This is a genomic window from Bradyrhizobium sp. (assembly GCF_035484855.1).
In the GTDB taxonomy this organism is placed as follows: Bacteria; Pseudomonadota; Alphaproteobacteria; order Rhizobiales; family Xanthobacteraceae; genus Bradyrhizobium.
This window is the reverse complement of sequence record NZ_DATHOP010000058.1, coordinates 1-22,437: the sequence shown is the minus strand read 5'-3', so window position 1 is coordinate 22,437 and position 22,437 is coordinate 1. Positions and strand designations below refer to the sequence as shown.

Here is a 22,437-nt window from a genome sequence, read left to right as displayed (position 1 = left end):
CACGAATGTCGGCCGGTGCAGCAGCGCCAGCCCGAGCAGGTCGCGATAGCCGCTGCGGAACCGCTCGAAGCCGGCTTCGAAGCGGTGTTGAAACCGCACCAGCGGATTGCGCGAGCGCGGCCGCTCGCCTTCGGCATGATGCACATGCGGCTGCAGCAGATACTTCGCCATGGTCGGCACCAGCGTGCGCGACAGCAGGAACGACAACACCATGGCGAACATCACGGCTTCCGCCATCGGCACGAACAAAAAGCGCGCAATGCCGGAAAGAAAGAACATCGGCACGAACACGATGCAGATGCACAACAGCGAGACGAAGGCCGGCACCACGATCTGGTTGGCGCCGTCGAGAATGGCTCGTTCGACCTCTTTGCCCTGTTCGAGATGATAGTTGATGTTCTCGATGGTGACGGTCGCCTCGTCGACCAGGATGCCGACCGCGAGCGCCAGGCCGCCGAGCGTCATGATGTTCAGCGTCTCCCCGATCGCCCACAGCATCATGATCGCGCCGAACACCGAAAGCGGAATTGAAACCGCGATGATCAGGGTCGAGCGCCAGCTTCCGAGGAACAAGAGGATCATCACGCTGGTCAGCAGGGCCGCGATGATCCCTTCGTAGGCGACACCGGCAATGGCGCTGCGCACGAACACCGACTGGTCGCCGATGAAGCCGATCCTGAGCGCGTCGGGCAACTGGTCCTTGACCTCGACGACCTTGCGCTTGATGCCGGCGATGATGTCGAGCGTCGAGATCGAACCGGCCTTCAGCACCATCATCAGCACGGAACGGTTGCCGTTGACGTGAACGATGTTGGTCTGCGGCGGGTTGCCGTCGCGCACGCTGGCGATGTCGCGGACATAGACCATCGCGCCGTTGACGGTCTTGATCGGCAGGTCGCCGAGCTCCTCCATCCGCAGCGGCGAGTTGTTGAGCTGGATGTTGTATTCGAAACCGCCGATCTTCTGCGTTCCGACCGGCGTGATCAGGTTTTGGGCTGCGAGCGCGTTGGCGACATCCTGCCCGGACAGGCCGCGCGATTGCAAGGCTTGCGGATCGAGGTCGATCTGGATCTGGCGCATCTTGCCGCCATAGGGATAGGGAATCGCCGCACCAGGCACCGTGATCAGCGGCGTGCGCAACTGGTTGATGCCGATATCGGCGAGATTCTGCTCGGTCAGGCCATCGCCTGACAGCGCGACCTGGATGATCGGCACCGTGGAGGCATAATAGTTGAGGATCAGCGGCGGCGTGGCGCCGGGCGGCATCGCCTTGATCAGCGTCTGCGAGATCGCGGTGACCTGGGCATTGGCGGTGCGGATATCGACGTTCGGCTGGAAGAAGATCTTGACGATGCCGAAGCCGTTATAGGAATTGGCGACGATATGTTCGATATCGTTGACGGTGGTGGTCAGCGCGCGTTCGAACGGGGTGACGATGCGGCCCGACATCTGGTCCGGCGGCAGCCCGGTATATTGCCAGACCACGCCGATCACCGGGATGCGAATGTCCGGAAAAATATCGGTCGGCGTGCGCAGCGCCGCCAGCGGGCCGATGATCAGCAGCAGCAGCGCCAGCACGACGAACGTATACGGCCGGCTCAGGGCGATGCGGACCAGTGCGACCATAAAGCAGGCAATCCCCAATCAGAACCAACGGCGCGGAACCCACCCGCGATAACGTCAATTCGACCGCGCTGATTTACCGTACTGCAGCAAAATAGCCAACCTCCGGCGCACCATCCGTCTTCACTTCCCTGTCAGCCGGGCCTGGATTTCGCCGTTAACCCAGTTCTCCGTCAGAATACCTAAACTGCGGGCCGTTTCTCAGCGCATCAGCGCGAGCGCGTCGGAGAAAAATTCCGCTCCGCCGAAGTTGCCTGATTTCAATGCAAGCAGCATGTCGCCGCCGCTGGTGCCGACCGCACGCAGCACCGGGACGCCGGCCGCGATCTCCGCGCCCACCAGAAAGCCCGGAATTCTCAGCCGATCGACCACCGCGCCGGAAGTTTCGCCGCCGGCGACGACCAGCCGCCGGACGCCTGCCTGCACCAGGCCTTCCGCGATGTCGGCCATCGCCTGCTCGATGGCATGTCCGGCCGCATCGCGGCCATGACGGGCCTGCAGGGCCGCGACCTGGTCCGGCGTCGAACTCGACGCGATCAGGACCGGGCCCTGCTTGAGGCGGTCCCTGGCCCAGGACAGCGCGCGCCGCGCCTCCTCTTTGCCCGCAACCACCTGATCGGGATCGAGATGCAGCACCGCCATCACGGCCTCCGCGCTGGCGATCTGCTGCAATGTCGCCTGCGAACAACTGCCGGCGAGACATGCCGCCGGCCCGCCGATCGGCGCCTCGGCCGTAGTGCTGTCGGTATTCGCCTTGACCCGGCCGGATGCCACCAGCGCGCGCGCAACACCGAGCCCGATGCCGGAGGCCCCGACGGAGAGGCGATGGTCCAGCGCGACCTGGCCGATGGTTTCCAGATCGCGGTCGAACACGGCATCCGCGATGGCTGCGCCGAACCCTTGCGCCGCGAGGTCGGCGAGCCGCGCGCGGACCGCATCGGGACCGCGCGCGACGTCGGCGAGCGCGACGAGCGCGATCCTGTTCCGGCTCTGGCGCGTCAGCACCCGCACCAGGTTGGAATCGTGCATCGGATTGAGCGGATGATCCTTTAGCGGGCTCTCGTTCAGCGGCACCGAGCCGACGAACAGGTTGCCCATATAGACGGTGCGTCCGGTCTCCGGAAATGCCGGGGTCACCAGCACGATACTGTCGCCGCAATCGGCACGCAGCGCGTCCATCACGGGACCGATATTGCCGGCGTCGGTGGAATCGAAGGTCGAGCAGATCTTGAACAGCACGTGATCGGCGCCGCGCCCGCGCAGCCATGCTTCCGCCGCCCGCGAGCGCTGTACCGCAAGACCGGCCTCGATCGACCGGCTTTTCAGCGACACCACCACCGCGTCGACTTCCGGCAGCGCCAAGTCGTCGGACGGCACGCCAATGGTCTGCACCGTACGCAAACCCTGACGGGTCAGCGTGTTGGCGAGATCGGAGGCGCCGGTATAGTCGTCGGCGATGCAGCCCAGCTTGAGCGTCACGGCTTTTTTCCAGCATAGGGCTTGAACCAGGCAAGCCCATCCGTGGTCTTCGCCCGAGGGTTATATTCGCAGCCGACGAAACCTTTGTAGCCGAGCCGGTCGAGCTCGGCGAACACAAAGGGATAGTTCAGTTCCTCGCCGTCCGGCTCGTTGCGCGAGGGGATGCTGGCGATCTGGGTGTGACCGATGATCGGCATCATCTCGCGCAGCCGCATGGTGACGTCGCCATGGATGATCTGGCAATGATAGATGTCGAACTGCAATTTCAGGTTCGGAATCTTCAATTCAACGATCAGGTCGCGCGCGAAATAAAAATCGTTGAGGAAGTAACCTGGCACGTTGCGCGGGTTGATCGGCTCGATCACCACGTCGAGGCCGTGCGGCGCGAAGAACTCCGCCGCCCAGGCGACCGATTTGTAAAACGCTTCCACCGCCTTGCGGTCGCCTCTGTTGGCGATACCGGCCATCAGATGGACGCGCTTGACGCCGGTCGCCTGCGCGTAGGGCAGCGCCGTGTGCAGACTCTTCTGCAGGTCGGCAAAACGATCCGGCAACGCGGCAAACCCCTTCTCGCCGGCTTCCCAATTGCCCGGCGGCAGGTTGAACAGCGCCTGGGTCAGGCCGTTGCCATGCAGCCGTTTGCCGACCTCTTCGGGCGGATGGTCGTAGGGGAACAGAAATTCGACAGCGGTAAAGCCTGCCTTTGCGGCCGCTTCAAAGCGGTCGAGGAACGGCACTTCGTTGAACATCATGGAGAGATTGGCGGCGAAACGGGGCATCTGACGTCCTCTTGTACGCTATTTCACTTTGCCGGGCAGCTCCGCGGCGCCGATCCGGGCGTACAGCCGCGCCACCGAGGCGTCGTCGTCGCGGCCCATGCCCGACGCCGAAGCCATCAGGAACATCTGCAACGCCGCGGACGCCAAAGGCGCGGGGAATCGCGCGGAGCGGGCCATGTCCTGGACGATGCCGAGATCCTTGACGAATATTTCCACCGCACTTCGCGGCTTGTAGTCGCCGGCGATCACATGCGGCATGCGATTTTCGAACATCCAGGAATTGCCTGCGGAGGCCGTGATCACCTCATAGACCTTCTGCAGGTCGAGCCCTTGCTTGGCGGCGAAGGTGATGGCCTCGGAGGCAACCGCGATGTGCACGCCGGCCAGCAGCTGGTTGACCATCTTGAAGGCGGCGCCCAGGCCGGCGACATCGCCAAGCTCATAGAGTTTCGCCGCCATGGCGTCGAGGACGGGCCTTGCCTTGGCGAAGGCGGCGGCGCTGCCCGAGGCGAGGATGGTCAGTTCGCCCTGCGCCGCGCGCTGCGCGCCGCCCGAGATCGGTGCGTCCAGATAATGCCGGCCGGTCGCCTCCAATTGTTTCGACAGCCGCCGCGCCGAGTCCGGGTCCATGGTTGCGCAGGAGACGACCACGGCATTTTTGGCAAGCGTCTCGGCGACACCGTCCTTGCCGAACAGGATGGCTTCGGTCTGCGCAGCGTTGAGGACCACGCTGACGACGACATCGGCGTCCCTGGCGGCCTCCGCCGGCGTCTTGGCGGCCTTGCCGCCATCGGCGACGAAGCGCGCCACGATCTCGGGGGAGACCTCGCAGCCGGTGACGTCAAAACCGGCCCGGCGAAGCGAAGCCGCCATGCCAAATCCCATCGAGCCCAGCCCGATCACGGCGACGCGCGGTTTTGCGGTTTCGGGCATGCGGCAATTCTCCCTCAGGTTCCTTTTCAGCCGAAATTCGGCAACGGCTTTGCCACTTGCGTAACACGGCTTGGCCGTGCTGCCAAAGCGTGAGACAAGGCGGCAAAGAGGATGCTGCCAGGATATTGTCATGACCGAAAGCAAGGTCCGCGAGGAAATCTGCCGGCTCGGCCGCTCGCTGTTCGAGCGCGGCCTGACGCCGGGTTCTTCCGGCAATATCAGCGTGAGGTGGGAGGACGGCTGGCTGGTGACGCCGACCAACGCCTCGCTCGGCTCCCTCGACCCGGCGCGGCTGTCGCGGCTCGACGCTAACGGAAAACTCGCCTCCGGCGATGCCCCCACCAAGGAAGTGCCGCTGCACACCGCGCTGTACCAGACCCGGACCAGCGCCCGCGCGGTGGTGCATCTGCATTCGACCCATTCGGTCGCGCTCTCGATGCTGCCCGAGATCGACCCGCGCGCCGCGCTGCCGCCGATGACGGCCTATTATTTGATGAAATGCGGCGCGACCGCGCTGGTGCCGTATTATCGGCCCGGTGATCCCGCAGTCGCCGATGCGATCAAGGGCCTAGCCGGCAAATATTCATCCGTGCTGCTCGCCAATCACGGCCCGGTGGTGTCAGGCGATTCGCTGGAAGCCGCGGTGTTCGCAATCGAGGAACTGGAAGAGACCGCAAAACTCTATTTGCTGCTGCGCGGGCTGAACCCGCGCTATCTCTCGCCGGACCAGATCGCGGATTTGTCGAAGACGTTCGGGCTGACGCTGCCGGAACACGGGCAGGAGTGACCCCTTCTCGTCATGGCCGGGCTTGTCCCGGCCATCCACGTCTTCGTGCGCAACGCCAAGAAAGACGTGGATGCCCGGGACAAGCCCGGGCATGACGGAAGTGTTTCAACGTCATTGCGAGGAGCCCTTGCGACGAAGCAATCCATGGAGCAACAAGGAAGAAAGATGGATTGCTTCGCTGCGCTCGCAATGACGGTTTCAAAGCACCGCGAGCCGCTTGTTCTGCAAATCCGTCACCAGCATTAAGCCGGGCGCATGCGTGATCGCGAACGGCAGTTTTGCCGCCGCGATCACGGCCTGCGGGGTCACGCCGCAGGCCCAGAACACCGGAATTTCATCGGCCTCTATCGGCACCGGATCGCCGTAGTCGGGCTTGGCAATATCCTTGATCCCGATCATCTCCGGATGGCCGAGATGCACCGGCGCGCCGTGCACGGCGGGAAAGCGCGAGGTGATCTGCACCGCGCGGATCGCGTCCTTTGGCCTGAACGGGCGCATCGACACCACCATGGGGCCCGCGAACGGCCCCGCGGGCGCGCAATCGATATTGGTGCGGTACATCGGCACGCGGACGCTGCGCTCGATGTGGCGGATCGGCAGATCGTCCGCCATCAGCGCCTCCTCGAACGAAAACGAGCATCCCAGCACGAAGGCAACGAGATCGTCGCGCCAATGCGGCTTGATATCCGTCGGCTCGTCCACCACCTCGCCGTCGCGCCAGACACGATAACCCGGCAGGTCGGTCCGGATGTCGAGGTCGAGTCCGAGCGCGGGAATGCGGGGGTCGCCGACATCGGACATGCCGATGATGGGGCACGGTTTCGGGTTGAGCTGGCAGAAGCGGTGAAACGCGGCCGCGAGCTTTTCCGGGAGGATCGCGAGATTGCCCTGCACAAAACCGTTGGCGATGCCGGCGGTCGTCCCCGCCATGCCGTTGCGGCAAGCCAGCCGCGCCTCGAGGCTCGGCGATATTTCCGGTTCGCTATAGCTGCCTTGTTCTTTCTTCGCCAGACCAACGATCATCGCATGCGCTCCATGCCTCGACAGGGGGGCTTGCGGAGTTCTACCATGCCGCCGCAAGACACGCACCAACAGGATTTCCGGACGGGCTGAATGAGCAAGATCGCCTCCAATCTGCAGATCGATTCCGCCCGCCTCTGGGACACCATTCACGAAACCGCGAAATTCGGCGCTACCCCCAAGGGCGGCGTGCGGCGGTTGACGCTGGGCCCCGAGGACAAGCAGGTGCGCGACTGGTTCCGCGAAGCCTGCGAAACCGCCGGCCTCGAGGTCCATGTCGATGCGCTGGGCTCGATGTTCGGCCTGCGCCGGGGGCGCGATATGACAAAACCCCCGGTCGGGCTCGGCTCGCATCTCGATACTCAGCCGACCGGCGGCAAATACGACGGCGTACTCGGCACGCTGGCGGCGCTCGAAGTGGTGCGCACGCTGAACGATGCAGGAATCGAGACGGAAACGCCGCTCTGCATCTGCAACTGGACCAACGAGGAAGGCTCGCGCTTTGCGCCGGCGACGATGGCGTCGGCCGCCTATGCCGGCGAGTACACCACCGACAACATCCTGGCGCGCAAGGACGCCACTGGGGTCACCGTCGGCGAGGCGCTCGACGGCATCGGCTATCGCGGCAGCGAAGCCGTGGGCGCGCGGAAATTCGGCGCCTTCGTCGAATTGCATATCGAACAAGGACCGCTGCTGGAGGCCGAGCACAAGACCATCGGTGTCGTCGATCGCGGCCAGGGCATCATCTGGTACGACGGCAAGATCACCGGTTTTGAAAGCCATGCCGGCACCACGCCGATGCCGCTGCGCCGCGACGCGCTGGCGGCGCTGTCCGAAATCGTGCTGGCGGTCGAACGCATCGCCAAGGCGCATGGCCCGAACGCGGTCGGCACCGTCGGCGAGGCTGTGATCGCCGCGCCCTCCCGCAACGTCATCCCCGGCGAAATCGCGTTTACGACGGATATCCGCAGCCCCAATTCCGAAACGCTCGAGGCGATCGACCGGGAATTGCGCGAGGCGATGGCCGGGATCGCCGCGCGGCGCAGGGTCGAGATCGGCTTCGAGGCGATCTGGCGCAAGCCGCCGACCATCTTCAACCCGAAACTGGTCGACGCGGTCGAGAATTCGACCAAGGCGCTCGGCTACAGCCACCGCCGCATCACCTCCGGCGCAGGCCACGACGCCTGCAACCTCGCCACCGTCGTTCCCGCGGCGATGATTTTCGTGCCCTGCAAGGATGGCGTCAGCCACAATGAACTTGAGGATGCGACCCAAGCCGATTGCACCGCCGGCGCCAATGTGTTGATGCATACCGTGCTGGCGCTCGCCGGCGTCGCTTCATAGAGACGTAAGGAGATTTCAGTGCGCGGTGTATTTGTCGATGCCAATGAATCGCTGGCGGTGATTTTCGAGCGGCTGGAAAAATCAGGCGATCCGCCGGTGCGCATCAATCGCGATCCCGACATCAAAGCGGAGCAGATGCCGGCTCTGCTCGATGGCGCCGAAATCGTCGTCATCGACCACACCGCGCTGCCGACCGACGTCGCGCGGCGCTGCACCGGCTTGAAACATGTCGTGTTTCTCGGCACCGGCGCCCGCAGCTACATGAACCCTGAGGAACTCGCCGAACTCGGCATCGAGGTTCACCTGATCAAGGGCTATGGCGACACGGCCGTGGCCGAATGCGCTATTGCGCTGATGTGGGAGGCCGCGCGCGGCATCGCGCGAATGGACCGCGCGATGCGCGCCGGTAACTGGCTGCGCGAGGACGCCATGCAGCTGACCGGCAAGACGCTCGGCCTGATCGGGTTTGGCGGCATCGCCAGTGAGGTCGCGCGCATCGCGCTCGGCAGCGGCATGCGGGTGATCGCCTGGAACCGGTCCCCGAAGAAATTTTCCGGCGTTGAATTCGTCGAACTCGATGCACTATTGGCGCGGAGCCAGGTGGTCTCGCTGCACCTCTTGCTCAACGACGAGACCCGCGGCTTTCTTTCCGCAAAACGCATCGCCGCGATGAAGCCGGGCGTCATCCTCGTCAACACCGCGCGCGGCGCCATGGTCGACGAAGCCGCGATGATCGACGCCTTGAAGTCCGGCCATATCCGCCATGCCGGCCTCGATGTCTTCAACATCGAGCCGCTGCCGGCGGATCATCCGCTGACCAAACTGCCGAACGTCACGCTGTCGGCGCATTCGGCGTTCCGCACGCCTGAGGCGAGCGAGAATCTGATCCGGGCGGCGTGGGAGCATTGCCGGCGGATCGCGGGCGGCTAAAGATTCAGCCGTCGCATCCGCAGTTGTCCGGTCGTTATTCTTGCTATATGTTACCTTAAGTTGTTTTATTTTGGCCGGGCTCGGACGTCGCCAACTGGTTCGTTCCGTGGTCGTCCCCGAAGATTCCATTTTGAGGGAGGTCGCTATGCCGCGCATTGATCCGGCAGTCCCTCTGCCGTTCGCCGCGATGCTTTTCAGATCAATCATATGGAGCGTCAAATGATCATCGGCATTCCCGTCTATCAGGGCGTCGACCTGCTCGACGTCACCGGTCCCCACGAGGTCTTGAGCTGGATGGACGATCCGCCGCCCGACCTGCGGCTGATCGCGGCGGCCCCCGACAAGCCGATCAAGACGCGGGACGGTTTCCGCTTTCTCCCCACCCACGACTTCAAGAGCACCCCGCGGCTCAACGTGCTCTGGGTGCCCGGCGGCAACCCGGATGCGCTGGCCGCCATGATGGGCGGCTCGGATCCGGACTACATGAATTATCTCAAGAGCACCGCCGCCACCGCCGACTGGGTCTGTTCGGTCTGCGAGGGCGCGTTGCTGCTGGCCGCTGCCGGCCTGCTCGACGGCTATCAGGCCACCACGCACTGGAACTTCGTGCCGTGCCTGAAGGAATTCAAGAAGGTCACCGTCGCCGACGGCAACCCCCGCTTCGTGCAGGATCGCAATCGCCTGACCGGCGGGGGAATCTCGTCAGGCCTCGACGAGGCGTTGCGGCTCGTCGAACTGCTCAGGGGCACGCTGGTCGCCCAGGATGTGCAGCAGTCCCTCCAGTATTATCCGCGGCCGCCGGTGGACAGCACGATCCCCGGATCCGGGCAAGAAGTGCTTCTTCTCGTGGAAGGGCCAGCCGTCCTCATAGTGCGGTTGGCACTTTGCGGTCATCCCGATGTCCGATGTTCAGCTCCAGGAGCAATGCCGATGCCCAGTTCAGACCTCGCCGGCAAATGGACCTATCGCAGCTTCCGCAACGATCCGATGCCGGTGGACGGCGACCCGAACAAGGCGCTCGGTCTTTTCTTCGCCGAGGCCGAGTTCAGCTTCGAGGCGGTGTCCGACACCACGTTCAAGGGGGTGATCGACTGGGGCAGTGGGGGACTCGACCTTTCCGGCACGATCAAGCCCGGCGGTGCGGATACGCCGGTAGCCTTCGCGATTATCGGGCTTGGCCGACCCGGCAGTCAGACCGACGGCTGGGAATATGATTATAACGGCTGCGTCGCCTACAAATGGCCAGCTGCGACCTCGCAAGTGCCCGCGCTGGTCGGCTCGCTGATCCGCGCCAAGCCGCATAACGGCGGCGCCGCCGGCTACACGGCGTCATTCATCGCGGTGAAGAAGAATTAGCGGCCACGCTTTCCCTTCTCGAGGTAAGGCCCCTACTCCACCATCTCCGCGACCGCCTTGCCGCAGGTTGTGGTATCCGCATTGCCGCCGAGATCCCCTGTGCGCAACGTGCGTTCGCCGAGCGTGCGCTCGATCGCGGCGACGATCGAGGCTGCCGCAGCCTTCTCGCCGAGATGCTCCAGCATCATCGCGCCCGACCAGATCATGCCGATCGGATTCGCGATGCCCTGGCCGGCGATATCGGGCGCGGAACCGTGCACCGGTTCGAACACCGACGGGAAAAGCCCGGGAGGGTTGATGTTGCCTGAGGGCGCAATGCCGATGGTGCCGGTGCAGGCGGGGCCGAGGTCGGACAGGATGTCACCGAACAGATTGGAGCCGACCACGACGTCGAACCAGTCCGGATGCAGCACGAAATTCGCGGTCAGGATATCGATGTGATACTTGTCCCACTTCACCTTGGGATAGTTCTTCGCCATCGCCTCTACGCGCTCGTCCCAATAGGGCATGGTGATGGAGATGCCGTTGGATTTGGTCGCCGAGGTCAAATGCTTCTTCGGCCGCGACTGCGCCAGCTCGAAGGCGAACTTCAGGATGCGGTCGACGCCGATCCGGCTCATCACCGTCTGCTGGGTGACGAATTCCCGGTCGGTGTCGGGAAACATCCGTCCGCCGACGGAGGAATATTCGCCCTCCGTGTTCTCGCGCACCACCCAGAAATCGATATCGCCGGGCTTGCGGCCCGCCAGCGGCGACGGCACGCCGGGCATCAGGCGCACGGGGCGCAAATTGACGTACTGATCGAACTCCCGGCGAAACTTGATCAGTGAGCCCCACAAGGAAATGTGATCGGGGATTTTCGCGGGCCAGCCGACCGCGCCGAAATAGATCGCATCATGCTTGCCGATCTTCTGCTTCCAGTCCTCCGGCATCATCTCGCCGTGTTTTTCGTAGTAGTCGTACGAGGCAAAGTCGAAATGATCGAAATGCACGGCCACGCCGTGCTTTTTCGCCGCCTGCTCCAGCACGCGCAGGCCCTCCGGCATCACTTCCTTGCCGATGCCGTCGCCGGGAATGACCGCGATCCGATATTGCTTCTTTTGGCTGCTCATCGAGAGATTCCTTGTGCCTCGTTTTGCCCGGAGCAATGGACCAAAGTTGAGCCGGGCGCAACGCTGCAGTGCAATGTTGACCTCTTCCGTTGCCGCGGCCTAACTGATGAAATCCAGCCACCCGCCAGACATCTCCCAACCAGCGAGAAATCCCATGGATCTGCATTTGCGCGGCAAGCGCGTCCTGATCACCGGCGCCTCGAAAGGCATCGGCGCTGCCGCCGCCGAGGCCTTTGCCGAGGAAGGCTGTCATCTCATGCTCGCCGCCCGCAGCGGCGACCAGTTGAAGGCGCTGGCCGAGCGGCTGCGCTCGGCGCACCAGATCGACGCCTCGGCCCATGTCGTCGACCTGCGCAAGCCGGAGGATCTGGCGCGGCTGGCGAAGGAGGCTGCCGACATCGACATCCTCATCAACAATGCCGGCGACATTCCCGGCGGCTCGATCGACAAGATCGATGAGGAGACCTGGCGTCACGCCTGGAACCTGAAGGTGTTCGGCTACATCAACCTCACCCGCGCCGTCTATGCGCAGATGAAGGCGCGCGGCGGCGGCGTCATCGTCAACGACATCGGCGCCGCCGGCGAGAAATTCGACGCCAATTACATCTGCGGCAGCGCCGGCAATGCTGCGATCATGGCGTTCACCCGCGCGCTCGGCGGCAAAAGCCTCGCCGACAATATCCGGGTGGTCGGCATCAATCCCGGCCCGGTCGGCACCGACCGCCACGTCACGCTCCTGAAGACGCGCGCCAAACATCAGTTCGGCGACGAAAACCGCTACAAGGAATTCCAGAAGGGCCTGCCGCTCGGCCGTCCCGCGCATGCCCGCGAGATCGGCGACCTGATGGCGTTCCTGGCGTCGGACCGCTCCGGCTATACCTCGGGCGTGATCTTCACGGTGGATGGCGGCATCGCCGCCGGCTGGGGATAGCCAAATGTCCATCGGGCGGCGTCATTTCCTGAGGCAGGTGGCGGCGGCAGGCCTCGCGGGAAGCGCGCCTGCCCTTCCGGCGCTGGCGCAGACCGCGCAGGTTCAAGCGACGGCTGGAAGCAGCCAAGAGCCGCTGGCAGTGAGGCTGGCCCGCTATGCGACCGACCTGAAATACGAGGATATTCCCAAGGATGTCGTCCGCATCGCCAGGCGCACCATTCTCGACACCGTCGGCTGCGCCTTCGGCGGCTATGCCGTAGGCCCGAGCAGGATCGCCATCAAGCTCGCCGGCGACGTCACCTCGAAACAGCCCGCAACCGTCTTGATCAGCGGCACCAAGACCAGCCCTGACCTGGCGGTGTTCGCCAACGGCGTCATGATCCGGTACCTCGATTTCAACGACGCCTTTGTCAGCCTCACCCATGGCGCCGGGCACCCCAGCGATACCATCGCGGCGCTTTTGACCGCGGCTGAACAGAACGGCCGCAGCGGCCGCGATCTCGTCACCGCGACCGTGCTCGCCTACGAGGTGTTCTGCAAGGTCGCCGACGTCTTCGACTATCTTGGCAACGGCATCGACCATTCGACCATCACCGGCATCGCGGCCGTGGTCGGCGCCGGCCGACTGATGGGGCTTTCGGCGCAGCAGATGGTCCAGGCGATCGGAATCACCGTCGGCGGCAACACCGCGACCCGGCAGGGCCGCGCCGACGAGTTGTCGAACTGGAAGGCTTTTGCCGCGGCCGACGCCTGCCGCAAGGCGATCTTTGCCGCGCAGCTCGCGCAAAACGGCATGACCGGCCCGGGCCAGGTGTTCGAGGGCCGCTATGGCTTCTTCAAGGTGATGGGGCATCAGCCGGTCGCGCCGCCGCAGCTCGGCGAGCCCTACGGCATCCGCCGCGCCTTCACCAAGCGCTTTCCGCTCGGACAATTCTCGCAAACCGTCGCCCAGGCCGCCGTGGAAATGCGGCCGTTCTTCCAGACCCCGGACGACATCCAGGAGATCAACATCCACGTCTCGCATTCCGCGATCAAGATCATGGCGGACGGTCCCGACAAGTGGACACCGAAGACGCACGAGACCGCCGACCACAGCATTCCCTATGCGGCGGGCCTGGTGCTGATGTACGGCAAGATCGAGCCCGAATATTACGAGGACCCCTATCTGCACGACCCGCGCCTGCTCGCCCTCGTGAGCCTGGTTAAAATCCTGCCTTCGGAGGAAGCCGACAGGACCGAGCAGGAATTCAATCTCTGCGAACTGGAAGTCGTGCTCAAATCGGGCGCGCGCAAAACCGTTCGCGTCGAATATCACCGCGGGCATTTCAAGAATCCGATGACGGATGCGGAAATGGAAGAAAAATTCCGGCTATTGGCGCAGAAGCATCTTGCCGCCGATCGCGTCGACAATTTGCTGCGCCTGCTCTGGGGAGTGGAGAACCTGCCGCAGGTGAGCGCGCTGATCGCGGCGACGGTGGCGTGATCGCCACGGCGTCATCCTGAGGAGCCGCGCATTTGCGCGGCGTCTCGAAGGATGGCAGCAGGCAGCGGTGTTAGTCATCCTTCGAGACGCGGCGAAGACGCCGCTCCTCAGGATGACGTCAACCCCGCCGTCCGCTCGAACAATTGCCGGATCATTGTCGTGATCCGCCCCGAGGGCGAGGCCATCTCGCTCATGATCGAAAAATGGTCGGCGCCGGGGATCTCTTCATACGTCACGGGCAAGCCGTACCGGGCGCGATGGCCGGCGAAGTCAGCGGTCTGCCTGCGCAACAGCGGCAGCTCGGCGCTGCCGACCACCAGCGACAGCGGTTTTGCCGCGCCGCCTCCCTGCATCATGGGCGAGTTGCGGCGCGACATCTCTTCATCGAGTTTCAGTTTCTCGTTGAGATAGCTGGCGCGGATCGGCTCGAGATCGTAGATGCCGGAGATCGCCATCCCCGCCCTCACCTTCGGATGCGACAGCGCCATCGCCGTCAAATGGCCGCCAGCGGACCAGCCGGACACCACCATTCCGCTGCCGTCGCCGCCGAAGGCGGGCAATTGGCGGCTAAGAAAATCGATTCCCGCATGGATTTCGCCGACGATCTGATCGAGCACAGCCTCGGGCGCCAGCGTGTAGCCGATCAGCGCGACATTGATGCCGTGCGCCATCGCGCCTTCCGCGAACAGCGTGAAGGTTTCCTTGGCGCGGGTCTGCCAGTAGCCGCCGTGAATGAACAACAGCGTCGGCCCCCTGTCGCGCACCTTCAGGAAATCGATGCGGTTGCGCTCGCGCGGGCCGTAGCGAAGGTCGAGATAGCCGGGATAGCGCGCCTTGATCGCGGCGGAGCGCAGGTCCCAGCCGGCGACGATGTCGGCGCTGCCCTTGACCGCCACGCCATTGTTGAGCCCGAGGTCGAGTTCTTGCCGGCTCATTTGGCGCCAGTCCGGCGCATCTGACGGCGTGGTCATGGTCAAGATTCTCCCGGCGTTTCCGTTTTGACAGAAAATGTTTTACACCGCTCGCCAACCCGCTACCAGAAGCGGGAAGGCAGGGAGAGACACAAGTGGCAGAACAGGGTGTGATCCACGAGACGGCATGCGCCGTCGTAGAAAAGCTTAGATCCGGCGAGGTCACGCCGCTCGACCTGCTCGACGTGCTGGAACAGCGCATCGCCGAGGTCGACGGCAAGGTCAATGCGCTGCCGACGCTCTGCTTCGATCGCGCCCGCGACCGTGCCAAAGCCCTGATGAAAAAGCCCGTCGGCGAGCGCGGCCTGCTCGCGGGCCTCCCGGTGCCGATCAAGGACCTGACCAATGTCGAGGGCGTACTGACCACGCAGGGCTCGCCGATCTACCGGGATAATATTCCGGCACGCTCGGACATCCTGGTCGAACGTCTCGAGGACAATGGCGCGGTGATCTACGCCAAATCCAACACGCCGGAATTCGGCGCCGGCGCCAACACCTTCAATGAGGTATTCGGCGCAACGCGAAACCCGTGGGACACGTCCCGCTCCGCGGCCGGCTCCTCGGGAGGCGCCGCGGTGGCGCTCGCCACCGGCATGGCGTGGCTCGCACACGGCTCCGACATGGGCGGCTCGCTGCGCAACCCCGCTAGCTTCTGCGGCATCGTCGGCCTGAGGCCGAGCATCGGCCGCGTCGCGCATACCCCGGTCGCCGCGATCGATCGCAATCTCGGTGTTCAGGGCCCGATGGCGCGTAACGTCGAGGATCTTGCGCTGTTGCTCGACGCCATGAGCGGCGAGCACCCAGCCGATCCGCTGTCGCTGCCCCTGCTGCCGGCGTCCTTTCTGTCCGCCGCCCGCTCCGGCAAGAAACCGAAACGCGTCGCCTATTCTCCCGATCTCGGCATCACGCCGGTCGATCCGGAAGTCGTTGCCATCACCCGCAAGGCAGCGCAACGCTTCGCCGAAGCCGGAATCATCGTCGAGGAGGCTCATCCCGACCTGCGCGAAGCCCATGAATGTTTCCATGTGCTGCGTGCGTTCGATTTTGCGCTCAGCAAGGCGGCGCTGCTGCGCGGCAAGCGCGACCTGCTCAAGCCCGAGGTGATCTGGAACATCGAGGAAGGCCTCAAGCTGACCGTGGAGCAGATCGAGCGCGCCGAAGCCCAGCGCGTCGCGATGGCCGCGCGCATGCTGGAGTTTTTCAAGACCTACGACCTGCTGCTGGCGCCCGCGACCATCGTGGCGCCGTTCCCGGTCGAGAACCGCTATGTCGCCGAATGCGCCGGCAGGAAATTCGACAACTACGTCGAATGGCTCGGCATCGTCTACGCCATCACGCTGACCTGCGCCACGGCGCTGTCACTGCCGTGCGGGTTCACCGCATCCGGCCTGCCGGTCGGGCTTCAAATGGTGGCGCCGCCGCGCGGCGAGGCACAGCTGTTGTCCGGCGCGAGGCTGCTCGAGGACATTTTGGGCCTGCGCGGCACGACGCCGATCGATCCAAGGTCAGCGAAGTAGCCGTAGGGTGGGCAAAGGCGCTCTTTGCGCCATGCCCACCATCTCACGACGCAAGAAAGATGGTGGGCACGCTTCGCTTTGCCCACCCTACAGAGTCTCGGCTAATTTTATCGAACCAACGTCGCACCGCGACCTGCCGCCTCGATCGCGACCGACAACGCCAGTTTGGTCTGCTCGACGATATCCTCGACCAATTCCTCCCGGGTCATCTGCGCAACCTGTCCGGTCAACAGCCCCTGCTCCGCCAGCATCACCACGCCATGCAGCGCGGCCCAGATCTTGAGCGCGTGCTGCTCGCGCAACAGCCCGATCGCGGGCGCTTCCATGGCCTCCAGCAGCAGCGCGAAGGTTTCCATCGCCGCGGCATGGAGCTCGCTGTCCTTTGGCGCGCAGGCCATGATTCGCGACGCGAACATCAGGCGATAGATGCCGTTGCGGTTAAGACCGAAGGCCAGCGTCGCGTGCGCCAGCCGCGACAGTTTCGAGCGCTTCGATGGCCGCCTGATCGATTCCCGTAAGCTCGCGGTGAATTGCCGGAATGCCTCCGTCGTCACGGCCGCCAGCAACGCCTCGCGGTCGGCAAAATGCCGGTACGGCGCCGGCTGCGAAACGCCGAGCTCAAGCGCCAGCGCCTTGATGCTGATGGCTTCCGGCCCTCCCGCTTCGGCTTCCCGCAGCGCCGCCTGCACCAGCGCCTCGCGGAGGTCGCCATGGTGATAGGTATTTTGGGGTTTGCGGGCGGGTCGGGACGGCATTCGAGGGAACAATCTCTTATTTTCCGCTTGACGAGCGGGGCGGGCGCGAATGTAATATGCTATAACTTAGAGGCGCAGCCAAGAGGCAAATGCCGCCAAGGCCAATATCGGGATCTGGACGCGCTTCCGAAACGCGTCCGACCAAGGGGAACGTCAGTCATGCCGCTGAAAATCCACGTCGACCAGGACAAGTGCCAGGGCCATGCCCGCTGCAAGTCGCTGGCGCCCGAATTGTTCAACCTCGACGAATTCGGCAACGCGCACGAGATCGGCGACGGCAGCGTGCCCGCGGGCCTCGAGGACAAGGCCTGGCTCGCCAAGTCCAATTGCCCCGAGATCGCGATCGAAGTCGCCGAGGAGTGATCCCGGCGCCCGGCTTCGCCGCTTTGAAGCCTGCCTCGCATCCAGCTCCAGCGAATGAAGCAAAAGGAATTGATCCCGATGTCCGAACCCGCCCATGCCATGCCCGATCCCGACAAGGTGATGCCGGAGCATCCCCCCGTCACCGACTGGGTCCATGATTTCGACCACACCGATCCGCGCTGGACCGAAAATCCGTTTCCGATCTGGGAGGAGCTGCGGGCCGCCAGCCCGGTGGTACACACCGAGCGCTTCCTCGGCTGCTATTTGCCGGTCACCTATGAGGCGGTGCGCGAGATTGCCCACGACACCGAACATTTCTCCTCGCGCCGCGTCGTCGTGCGCGACATCCGGCCGGAGGTGACGAGGAACGCCGCCCCGCCGATCACGTCCGATCCGCCGGAGCACAAGCCGGCCAAGCAGCTGCTGCTGCCGCCGTTCACGCCCGACGCGATGAAGAAGCTCGAGCCCCGGGTTCGCGCCATCTGCAACGAGCTGATCGACGAATTCATCGCGGACGGCAAATGCGATGCCGCGGCGCGTTACACCAAATACATTCCGGTTCGCGCCATCGCCCACATGCTCGGCATTCCCGAAACCGACAGCGACCTCTTCATCAAATGGATTCACGAGATCCTCGAGCTCGGCATCAGGGACAATGATGCACTGATGCGCGCGGTCCACGAGATGACCGACTATTTCGGCGGCCATATCGAGGCACGCAAGCATCGTCCGACCGACGACCTGATCTCGACGATGATGAACGCGCGCGACAAGAACGGCAATCCGCTGGACGACGAGCATGTGCTGGGCTCGCTGCGGCTGCTCTTGATCGCCGGCATCGACACCACCTGGAGCGCGATCGGTTCATCGCTGTGGCACCTGGCGAAGACGCCGGCGGATCGCGAGCGGCTGGTCGCGGAACCCTCGCTGATACCGACCGCGGTCGAGGAATTGCTGCGCGCCTATGCGCCGGTGACGATGGCGCGCGAGGTGATGAAGGAAACCGTCATCAGCGGCTGCCCCGTAAAACCCGGCAACATGGTGCTGCTGTCGTTCCCCGCCGCCAACCGCGATCCGGCCATGTTCCCGGATGCCGACAAGGTCGTGATCGACCGCAAGGAGAACCGCCACGCCGCATTCGGCCTCGGCATCCACCGCTGCGTCGGCTCCAACCTCGCGCGCATGGAAATGACGGTCGCGATCGAGGAATGGCTGAAGCGGATTCCGGATTTCCGGCTGGATCCGGCCGGCAAGGTCAAATGGTCGGAAGGCACGGTGCGCGGACCGCGCCAGCTTCCGGTGCTGTTTGGAAAGGCGGGCTGAAGTCTGCTACCAAGCTGCCTTCACCGTTGCTGGAGGCCGAGATGAGCGTTGAAGCCATAAACCCGGTACCCGACCATCTCGATCTCGCCGACGCGGAGCGGCGGATCAAGGCGATTTTCATCGGCTCGGTCGGCAATCTCGTCGAATGGTATGATTTCTACGCCTATACGGCGTTCGCGCTGTACTTCGCGCCGGCGTTCTTTCCGAACAGCGATCCCGTGGTGCAACAGCTCAACGCCGCCGTGCTGTTCGCGGCGACCTTCCTGATGCGTCCGCTCGGCGGCTGGCTGTTCGGCACCATCGCTGACAGCTACGGACGGCGGATTTCGCTGACGCTATCTGTGGTCTGCATGTGCTTCGGCTCGCTGATGATCGCGGTGACGCCGACCTACGCCTCGATCGGCCTTGCCGCGCCGGCGATCCTGGCGCTGGCGCGGGTGATCGAGGGATTGAGTCTCGGCGGCGAATACGGCGCCAGCGCCACCTATCTGAGCGAAGTCGCCGACGCCCACCATCGCGGCTTCTATTCCAGCTTCCAATACGTCACCCTGATCGGCGGCCAGCTCACCGCCATCATCGTGCTGTTGCTGCTGCAGAAGGTGTTTTTGACGCCCGAGGAGTTGAAGGCATGGGGCTGGCGGATTCCCTTCGTGATCGGCGCCGGCCTTGCCATCTTCGCCGCCGTGATGCGGCGCAAGCTGCAAGAGACCGACGCCTTCGTCGATGCCGTGAAATCCGGCAAGCCGCGGGGCTCGATCACGGGCCTATTAAAATATCCGCGCGAGTTGTTGCTGGTGGTGGGCCTGACCGCCGGCGGCACAGCGGCGTTCTACACCTTCACCACCTATATGCAGACCTTCGTCCACCTGTCCGTCGGCCTCACCGAGGACCAGACCACCCTGGTGATCTTCGGCTCGCTGATTTTTGCGACCCTGCTGCAACCGACCTATGGCGCGCTGAGCGATCGCATCGGCCGCAAGCCGCTGCTGATGTTCTTCGGCGCTGCCGGCACGCTGGCGACGATACCGATCCTGTCCGCACTCAAGGAAACGAAATCGCCCGTCATTGCCTTCCTCTTGATCTGCGCGGCGTGGCTGTTCGTCGCCGGCTACACTTCGATCAATGCCATCGTCAAGGCCGAACTGTTCCCGACCAATGTCCGCGCACTCGGCGTCGGCCTGCCCTACGCGATCACGGTGTCGGTGTTCGGCGGCACGGCGCCGGCGATCGCGTTGTATTTCAAGAGCCTCGGGCATGAGGACTGGTTTTACTACTACCTCAGCGGCATCATCTTTCTTTCGCTGATCATCTATACGACGATGCGCGATACCAAGCACGAATCGGCGATGCATCGCCACGAATGACGAAGGCGCTGAACATGGCCGGCGAGAACGACGAGCCTCCGGAATCGAAACTCACCCGCAGCAAGCAGCGCTGGGCGCGCGAGGGGAAGTTCCTCACCGGCAAGATTTCGCGCCCCGAGGAGCAGCGCCTGCCGCCCGGGCAGCATCTGACCCGGGACTGGCCCGTCCTCGATCTCGGCGTGATGCCGAACATCTCGCGCGAGCGCTGGCGGCTCGACGTCTATGGCGCGGTGGAGCATCCGATCTTCTGGGATTTTGCGCAGTTTTCCGCGCAGCCGCAGACGAAATTCGTCTCCGACATCCATTGCGTCACCACCTGGTCGCGCTACGACAACCAGTTCGAGGGGCTTGCGACCCGCGATCTGCTCCATGCCTGTCGGCCGCGCGACGAGGCGCATCACGTCGTGCTGCACTCGCACGACGGCTATACCACCAACCTGTCGCTGGAAGATTTCGCCGCGGAAGACGCCCTGCTCGCCCATTCATGGTCGGGCGCGCCGCTGCAAGCCGAGCATGGCGGCCCGGTGCGGCTCGTGGTGCCGCATCTGTATTTCTGGAAGAGCGCAAAGTGGCTGCAGAGCATCGAATTCGTCGAGCACGACGCGCCGGGCTACTGGGAAGTCCGCGGCCATCACAATCGCGGCGACCCGTGGAAGGAAGAGCGATATTCCGGCGATTGATGCCACGGCCAGAGTTCATCGTTACCTCTCCCGATGGGAGAGGTAAAGAAAGATGGAGACCGACCATGCCGACCGAGCGTTTCCAATTCACCGGCGAAGGCGGCCATCAGCTCGCCGCCGCCCTTGACCTGCCCGACCGCGAGCCGGTGGCCTACGCGCTGTTCGCGCATTGCTTTACCTGCGGCAAGGACGTGCTGGCGGCGCGGCGCATCGCGCTTGCGCTTTCGGCCAAGGGCATCGCGGTGCTGCGGTTCGACTTCACCGGGCTCGGCTCCAGCGAAGGCGATTTTGCCAATTCCACCTTCTCCTCGAACGTCGCCGACCTGGTGCGCGCCGCCAACCATTTGCGCGACACCCGAAAGGCGCCGGCGATCCTGATCGGCCACAGCCTTGGCGGCGCCGCGGTGCTCGCCGCGGCCGGACAGATACCGGATGCCAGGGCCGTGGTCACCATCGCCGCGCCCTCCGATCCCGCCCACGTCACCGGCCTGTTCAAGGATCGCATCGAGGACATCCGCAAGCAGGGCAATGTCGAGGTGTCGCTGGCGGGCCGCCCGTTCCACATCACGCGCAAATTCCTCGACGACATCGCCGAGCATGGCCTGATGGCGCATGTGACGAACCTGCACAAGGCGCTGCTGGTCATGCATTCGCCGACCGACGACACCGTCGGCATCGACAACGCCACGCGCATCTTCCTCGCGGCAAAACATCCCAAGAGTTTTGTGTCGCTGGCCGACGCGGACCACCTGCTGAGCAAGCGGCGCGATGACGCCTATGTCGCCGATGTCATCGCGGCCTGGGTCACGCGCTACCTCGATCCCATGATGCCCGATCAGGCCGCCGATCTCAGTGAAGCGCCGCGCCCGGTGGTGGTCCGCGAGACGCGAGCGAACAAATTCCAGCAGACCGTCTCGATCGGGCCGCATCAAATGCTGGCAGACGAGCCGGTTGCCGCAGGCGGCGAGGACACCGGACCCGGGCCGTATGATTTTGTCCTCGCCGGGCTCGGCGCCTGCACGTCGATGACCCTGCGGCTCTACGCCGAACGCAAATCGCTGCCGCTGGAGCGGACCACCGTGACGCTCAGCCACCGCAAGATCCACGCGGAAGATTGCGCCGAATGTGAAACCGAGGCCGGGATGCTCGACCAGATCGACCTCGTGATCGCCATGGAAGGCAATCTCGACGCCGAACAGCGCCAGCGGCTGATGGAGATCGCCGACAAATGCCCGGTGCATCGCACACTGGCGTCGGAGATACGCATTGTGACCGTGGCCGCCGATTGACGACTTAAGGCCGCAAGACCACGCGATCGCGCGACGAGCCGGCGACCGCAAGAAAAGCGCGTCTGGCGTCTTGCAGCGGATAGATCGCGCTCGGCTGAATCGGAAACGGTTTTAAATGTCCGCTGGCGAATCCGGCGCCGAGTTCCCTGAGCACAGCACCGGTCGCGGTCGACGACAGCCCCAGCGTATCGATGCCGACGTAAGTGTGCTGGCCACGATAGAATTCCAGAATATTGAACGGCACGATCCGCTCGATGGTGGCGATCAGGATCTGACGTCCGCGCAAGGCCACCGATTGATGCGCCGCCTGAAAATAGGGATCGCCGACGGTATTGAACACGAGGTCGGCGCCCTTGCCGCCGGTGAGTTCGCGAACCCGTGCGGCGACATCGACCGCG

Annotated in this window: 21 protein-coding genes; 12 read left to right on the top strand and 9 right to left on the bottom strand. The window is 64.2% G+C overall.

All coding sequences use genetic code 11. From position 1 onward, the window contains the following. From VK804_RS07330 to ltnD, 4 genes are all read right to left on the bottom strand, one after another. On the bottom strand, positions 1-1,626 hold a 1,626-nt coding region (locus tag VK804_RS07330), incomplete at its 3' end, for an efflux RND transporter permease subunit (RefSeq protein ID WP_325369384.1). A 198-nt stretch (positions 1,627-1,824) separates the two neighbouring features. After that, entirely contained in the window at positions 1,825-3,102 is a 1,278-nt protein-coding gene (gene otnK / locus VK804_RS07325) for a 3-oxo-tetronate kinase (RefSeq protein ID WP_325369382.1), read from the bottom strand. After that, positions 3,099-3,881 (bottom strand): 2-oxo-tetronate isomerase, encoded by a 783-nt coding sequence (otnI, locus tag VK804_RS07320; protein WP_325369380.1) that lies wholly within the window; start codon positions 3,879-3,881, stop codon positions 3,099-3,101. Before otnI ends, otnK begins: the two co-directional genes overlap by 4 nt. An 18-nt stretch (positions 3,882-3,899) precedes the next feature. Next, positions 3,900-4,946 carry an L-threonate dehydrogenase gene (ltnD, locus tag VK804_RS07315; protein ID WP_325369378.1) on the bottom strand — a complete coding sequence of 349 codons (1,047 nt, stop codon included), beginning with the start codon at positions 4,944-4,946 and terminating at the stop codon, positions 3,900-3,902. On the opposite strand from ltnD, the gene VK804_RS07310 reads away from it, so the two are divergent. After that, on the top strand, positions 4,945-5,601 hold the full coding sequence (locus VK804_RS07310; RefSeq protein ID WP_325369376.1) for an aldolase: 657 nt from the start codon (positions 4,945-4,947) through the stop codon (positions 5,599-5,601). The two genes, ltnD and VK804_RS07310, sit on opposite strands and share 2 nt — an antisense overlap. Positions 5,602-5,799: 198 nt before the next feature. Here the strand turns inward: VK804_RS07310 and VK804_RS07305 are convergent, their stop codons facing one another. Next, positions 5,800-6,624 (bottom strand): putative hydro-lyase, encoded by an 825-nt coding sequence (locus tag VK804_RS07305; protein WP_325369374.1) that lies wholly within the window; start codon positions 6,622-6,624, stop codon positions 5,800-5,802. Positions 6,625-6,714: 90 nt separating this feature from the next. Here VK804_RS07305 and VK804_RS07300 point away from each other — a divergent pair, with 90 nt between their 5' ends. From VK804_RS07300 to VK804_RS07290, 3 genes are all read left to right on the top strand, one after another. Next, positions 6,715-7,965 (top strand): Zn-dependent hydrolase, encoded by a 1,251-nt coding sequence (locus VK804_RS07300; RefSeq protein WP_325369372.1) that lies wholly within the window; start codon positions 6,715-6,717, stop codon positions 7,963-7,965. Positions 7,966-7,983: 18 nt separating this feature from the next. After that, complete coding sequence (locus VK804_RS07295) at positions 7,984-8,895, top strand: NAD(P)-dependent oxidoreductase (RefSeq protein WP_325369370.1); 912 nt, start codon at positions 7,984-7,986, stop codon at positions 8,893-8,895. A 219-nt stretch (positions 8,896-9,114) separates the two neighbouring features. After that, positions 9,115-10,251, top strand: a complete 1,137-nt coding sequence (locus tag VK804_RS07290; protein ID WP_325369368.1) for a DJ-1/PfpI family protein — start codon at positions 9,115-9,117, stop codon at positions 10,249-10,251. Between the two features lie 32 nt (positions 10,252-10,283). Here VK804_RS07290 and VK804_RS07285 read toward each other — a convergent pair whose 3' ends face one another. Beyond that, positions 10,284-11,363 (bottom strand): tartrate dehydrogenase, encoded by a 1,080-nt coding sequence (locus tag VK804_RS07285; RefSeq protein ID WP_325369366.1) that lies wholly within the window; start codon positions 11,361-11,363, stop codon positions 10,284-10,286. Between the two features lie 154 nt (positions 11,364-11,517). Between VK804_RS07285 and VK804_RS07280 the strand changes: the two genes are divergently transcribed. After that, positions 11,518-12,294, top strand: a complete 777-nt coding sequence (locus tag VK804_RS07280; protein WP_325369364.1) for an SDR family oxidoreductase — start codon at positions 11,518-11,520, stop codon at positions 12,292-12,294. A 4-nt stretch (positions 12,295-12,298) separates the two neighbouring features. Next, entirely contained in the window at positions 12,299-13,777 is a 1,479-nt protein-coding gene (locus VK804_RS07275) for an MmgE/PrpD family protein (RefSeq protein WP_325369362.1), read from the top strand. A gap of 107 nt (positions 13,778-13,884) precedes the next feature. Here VK804_RS07275 and VK804_RS07270 read toward each other — a convergent pair whose 3' ends face one another. After that, positions 13,885-14,748, bottom strand: coding sequence for an alpha/beta hydrolase (locus VK804_RS07270; protein ID WP_325369360.1), 864 nt, complete (start codon positions 14,746-14,748; stop codon positions 13,885-13,887). A 95-nt stretch (positions 14,749-14,843) separates the two neighbouring features. Here VK804_RS07270 and VK804_RS07265 point away from each other — a divergent pair, with 95 nt between their 5' ends. Next, the gene (locus VK804_RS07265; RefSeq protein WP_325369358.1) at positions 14,844-16,265 is read left to right on the top strand and encodes an amidase; all 1,422 of its coding nucleotides are present in this window, start codon (positions 14,844-14,846) and stop codon (positions 16,263-16,265) included. A 107-nt stretch (positions 16,266-16,372) separates the two neighbouring features. Here the strand turns inward: VK804_RS07265 and VK804_RS07260 are convergent, their stop codons facing one another. Further along, positions 16,373-17,020 (bottom strand): TetR/AcrR family transcriptional regulator, encoded by a 648-nt coding sequence (locus VK804_RS07260; protein WP_325369357.1) that lies wholly within the window; start codon positions 17,018-17,020, stop codon positions 16,373-16,375. A gap of 159 nt (positions 17,021-17,179) precedes the next feature. Here VK804_RS07260 and VK804_RS07255 point away from each other — a divergent pair, with 159 nt between their 5' ends. The 5 genes from VK804_RS07255 to VK804_RS07235 all read left to right on the top strand — a co-directional run bounded on the left by VK804_RS07255 (position 17,180) and on the right by VK804_RS07235 (position 22,039). Beyond that, entirely contained in the window at positions 17,180-17,383 is a 204-nt protein-coding gene (locus tag VK804_RS07255; protein WP_325369356.1) for a ferredoxin, read from the top strand. 120 nt (positions 17,384-17,503) lie between these two features. Further along, positions 17,504-18,706 (top strand): cytochrome P450, encoded by a 1,203-nt coding sequence (locus tag VK804_RS07250; RefSeq protein WP_325369388.1) that lies wholly within the window; start codon positions 17,504-17,506, stop codon positions 18,704-18,706. A 41-nt stretch (positions 18,707-18,747) separates the two neighbouring features. After that, entirely contained in the window at positions 18,748-20,070 is a 1,323-nt protein-coding gene (locus tag VK804_RS07245; RefSeq protein ID WP_325369354.1) for an MFS transporter, read from the top strand. A 14-nt stretch (positions 20,071-20,084) separates the two neighbouring features. Further along, positions 20,085-20,750 (top strand): sulfite oxidase-like oxidoreductase, encoded by a 666-nt coding sequence (locus tag VK804_RS07240; RefSeq protein WP_325369386.1) that lies wholly within the window; start codon positions 20,085-20,087, stop codon positions 20,748-20,750. A gap of 65 nt (positions 20,751-20,815) precedes the next feature. Then, the gene (locus VK804_RS07235; protein WP_325369352.1) at positions 20,816-22,039 is read left to right on the top strand and encodes a bifunctional alpha/beta hydrolase/OsmC family protein; all 1,224 of its coding nucleotides are present in this window, start codon (positions 20,816-20,818) and stop codon (positions 22,037-22,039) included. Between the two features lie 4 nt (positions 22,040-22,043). On the opposite strand, the gene VK804_RS07230 is transcribed toward VK804_RS07235, so the two are convergent. Continuing rightward, on the bottom strand, positions 22,044-22,437 hold a 394-nt coding region (locus VK804_RS07230), incomplete at its 5' end, for a zinc-binding dehydrogenase (RefSeq protein WP_325369350.1).

Excerpts from the sequence above, each read along its gene's own strand:
- VK804_RS07300 (WP_325369372.1), top strand. The coding sequence starts at position 6,715 with ATGAGCAAGATCGCCTCCAATCTGCAGATCGATTCCGCCCGCCTCTGG.
- VK804_RS07250 (WP_325369388.1), top strand. The coding sequence starts at position 17,504 with ATGCCGGAGCATCCCCCCGTCACCGACTGGGTCCATGATTTCGACCAC.
- VK804_RS07260 (WP_325369357.1), bottom strand. The coding sequence starts at position 17,020 with ATGCCGTCCCGACCCGCCCGCAAACCCCAAAATACCTATCACCATGGC.
- VK804_RS07240 (WP_325369386.1), top strand. The coding sequence starts at position 20,085 with ATGGCCGGCGAGAACGACGAGCCTCCGGAATCGAAACTCACCCGCAGC.
- VK804_RS07275 (WP_325369362.1), top strand. The coding sequence starts at position 12,299 with ATGTCCATCGGGCGGCGTCATTTCCTGAGGCAGGTGGCGGCGGCAGGC.
- VK804_RS07255 (WP_325369356.1), top strand. The coding sequence starts at position 17,180 with ATGCCGCTGAAAATCCACGTCGACCAGGACAAGTGCCAGGGCCATGCC.
- VK804_RS07285 (WP_325369366.1), bottom strand. The coding sequence starts at position 11,363 with ATGAGCAGCCAAAAGAAGCAATATCGGATCGCGGTCATTCCCGGCGAC.
- ltnD (WP_325369378.1), bottom strand. The coding sequence starts at position 4,946 with ATGACAATATCCTGGCAGCATCCTCTTTGCCGCCTTGTCTCACGCTTT.
- VK804_RS07310 (WP_325369376.1), top strand. The coding sequence starts at position 4,945 with ATGACCGAAAGCAAGGTCCGCGAGGAAATCTGCCGGCTCGGCCGCTCG.
- VK804_RS07280 (WP_325369364.1), top strand. The coding sequence starts at position 11,518 with ATGGATCTGCATTTGCGCGGCAAGCGCGTCCTGATCACCGGCGCCTCG.
- VK804_RS07290 (WP_325369368.1), top strand. The coding sequence starts at position 9,115 with ATGATCATCGGCATTCCCGTCTATCAGGGCGTCGACCTGCTCGACGTC.
- VK804_RS07270 (WP_325369360.1), bottom strand. The coding sequence starts at position 14,748 with ATGACCACGCCGTCAGATGCGCCGGACTGGCGCCAAATGAGCCGGCAA.
- VK804_RS07245 (WP_325369354.1), top strand. The coding sequence starts at position 18,748 with ATGAGCGTTGAAGCCATAAACCCGGTACCCGACCATCTCGATCTCGCC.
- VK804_RS07235 (WP_325369352.1), top strand. The coding sequence starts at position 20,816 with ATGCCGACCGAGCGTTTCCAATTCACCGGCGAAGGCGGCCATCAGCTC.
- otnI (WP_325369380.1), bottom strand. The coding sequence starts at position 3,881 with ATGCCCCGTTTCGCCGCCAATCTCTCCATGATGTTCAACGAAGTGCCG.
- VK804_RS07305 (WP_325369374.1), bottom strand. The coding sequence starts at position 6,624 with ATGATCGTTGGTCTGGCGAAGAAAGAACAAGGCAGCTATAGCGAACCG.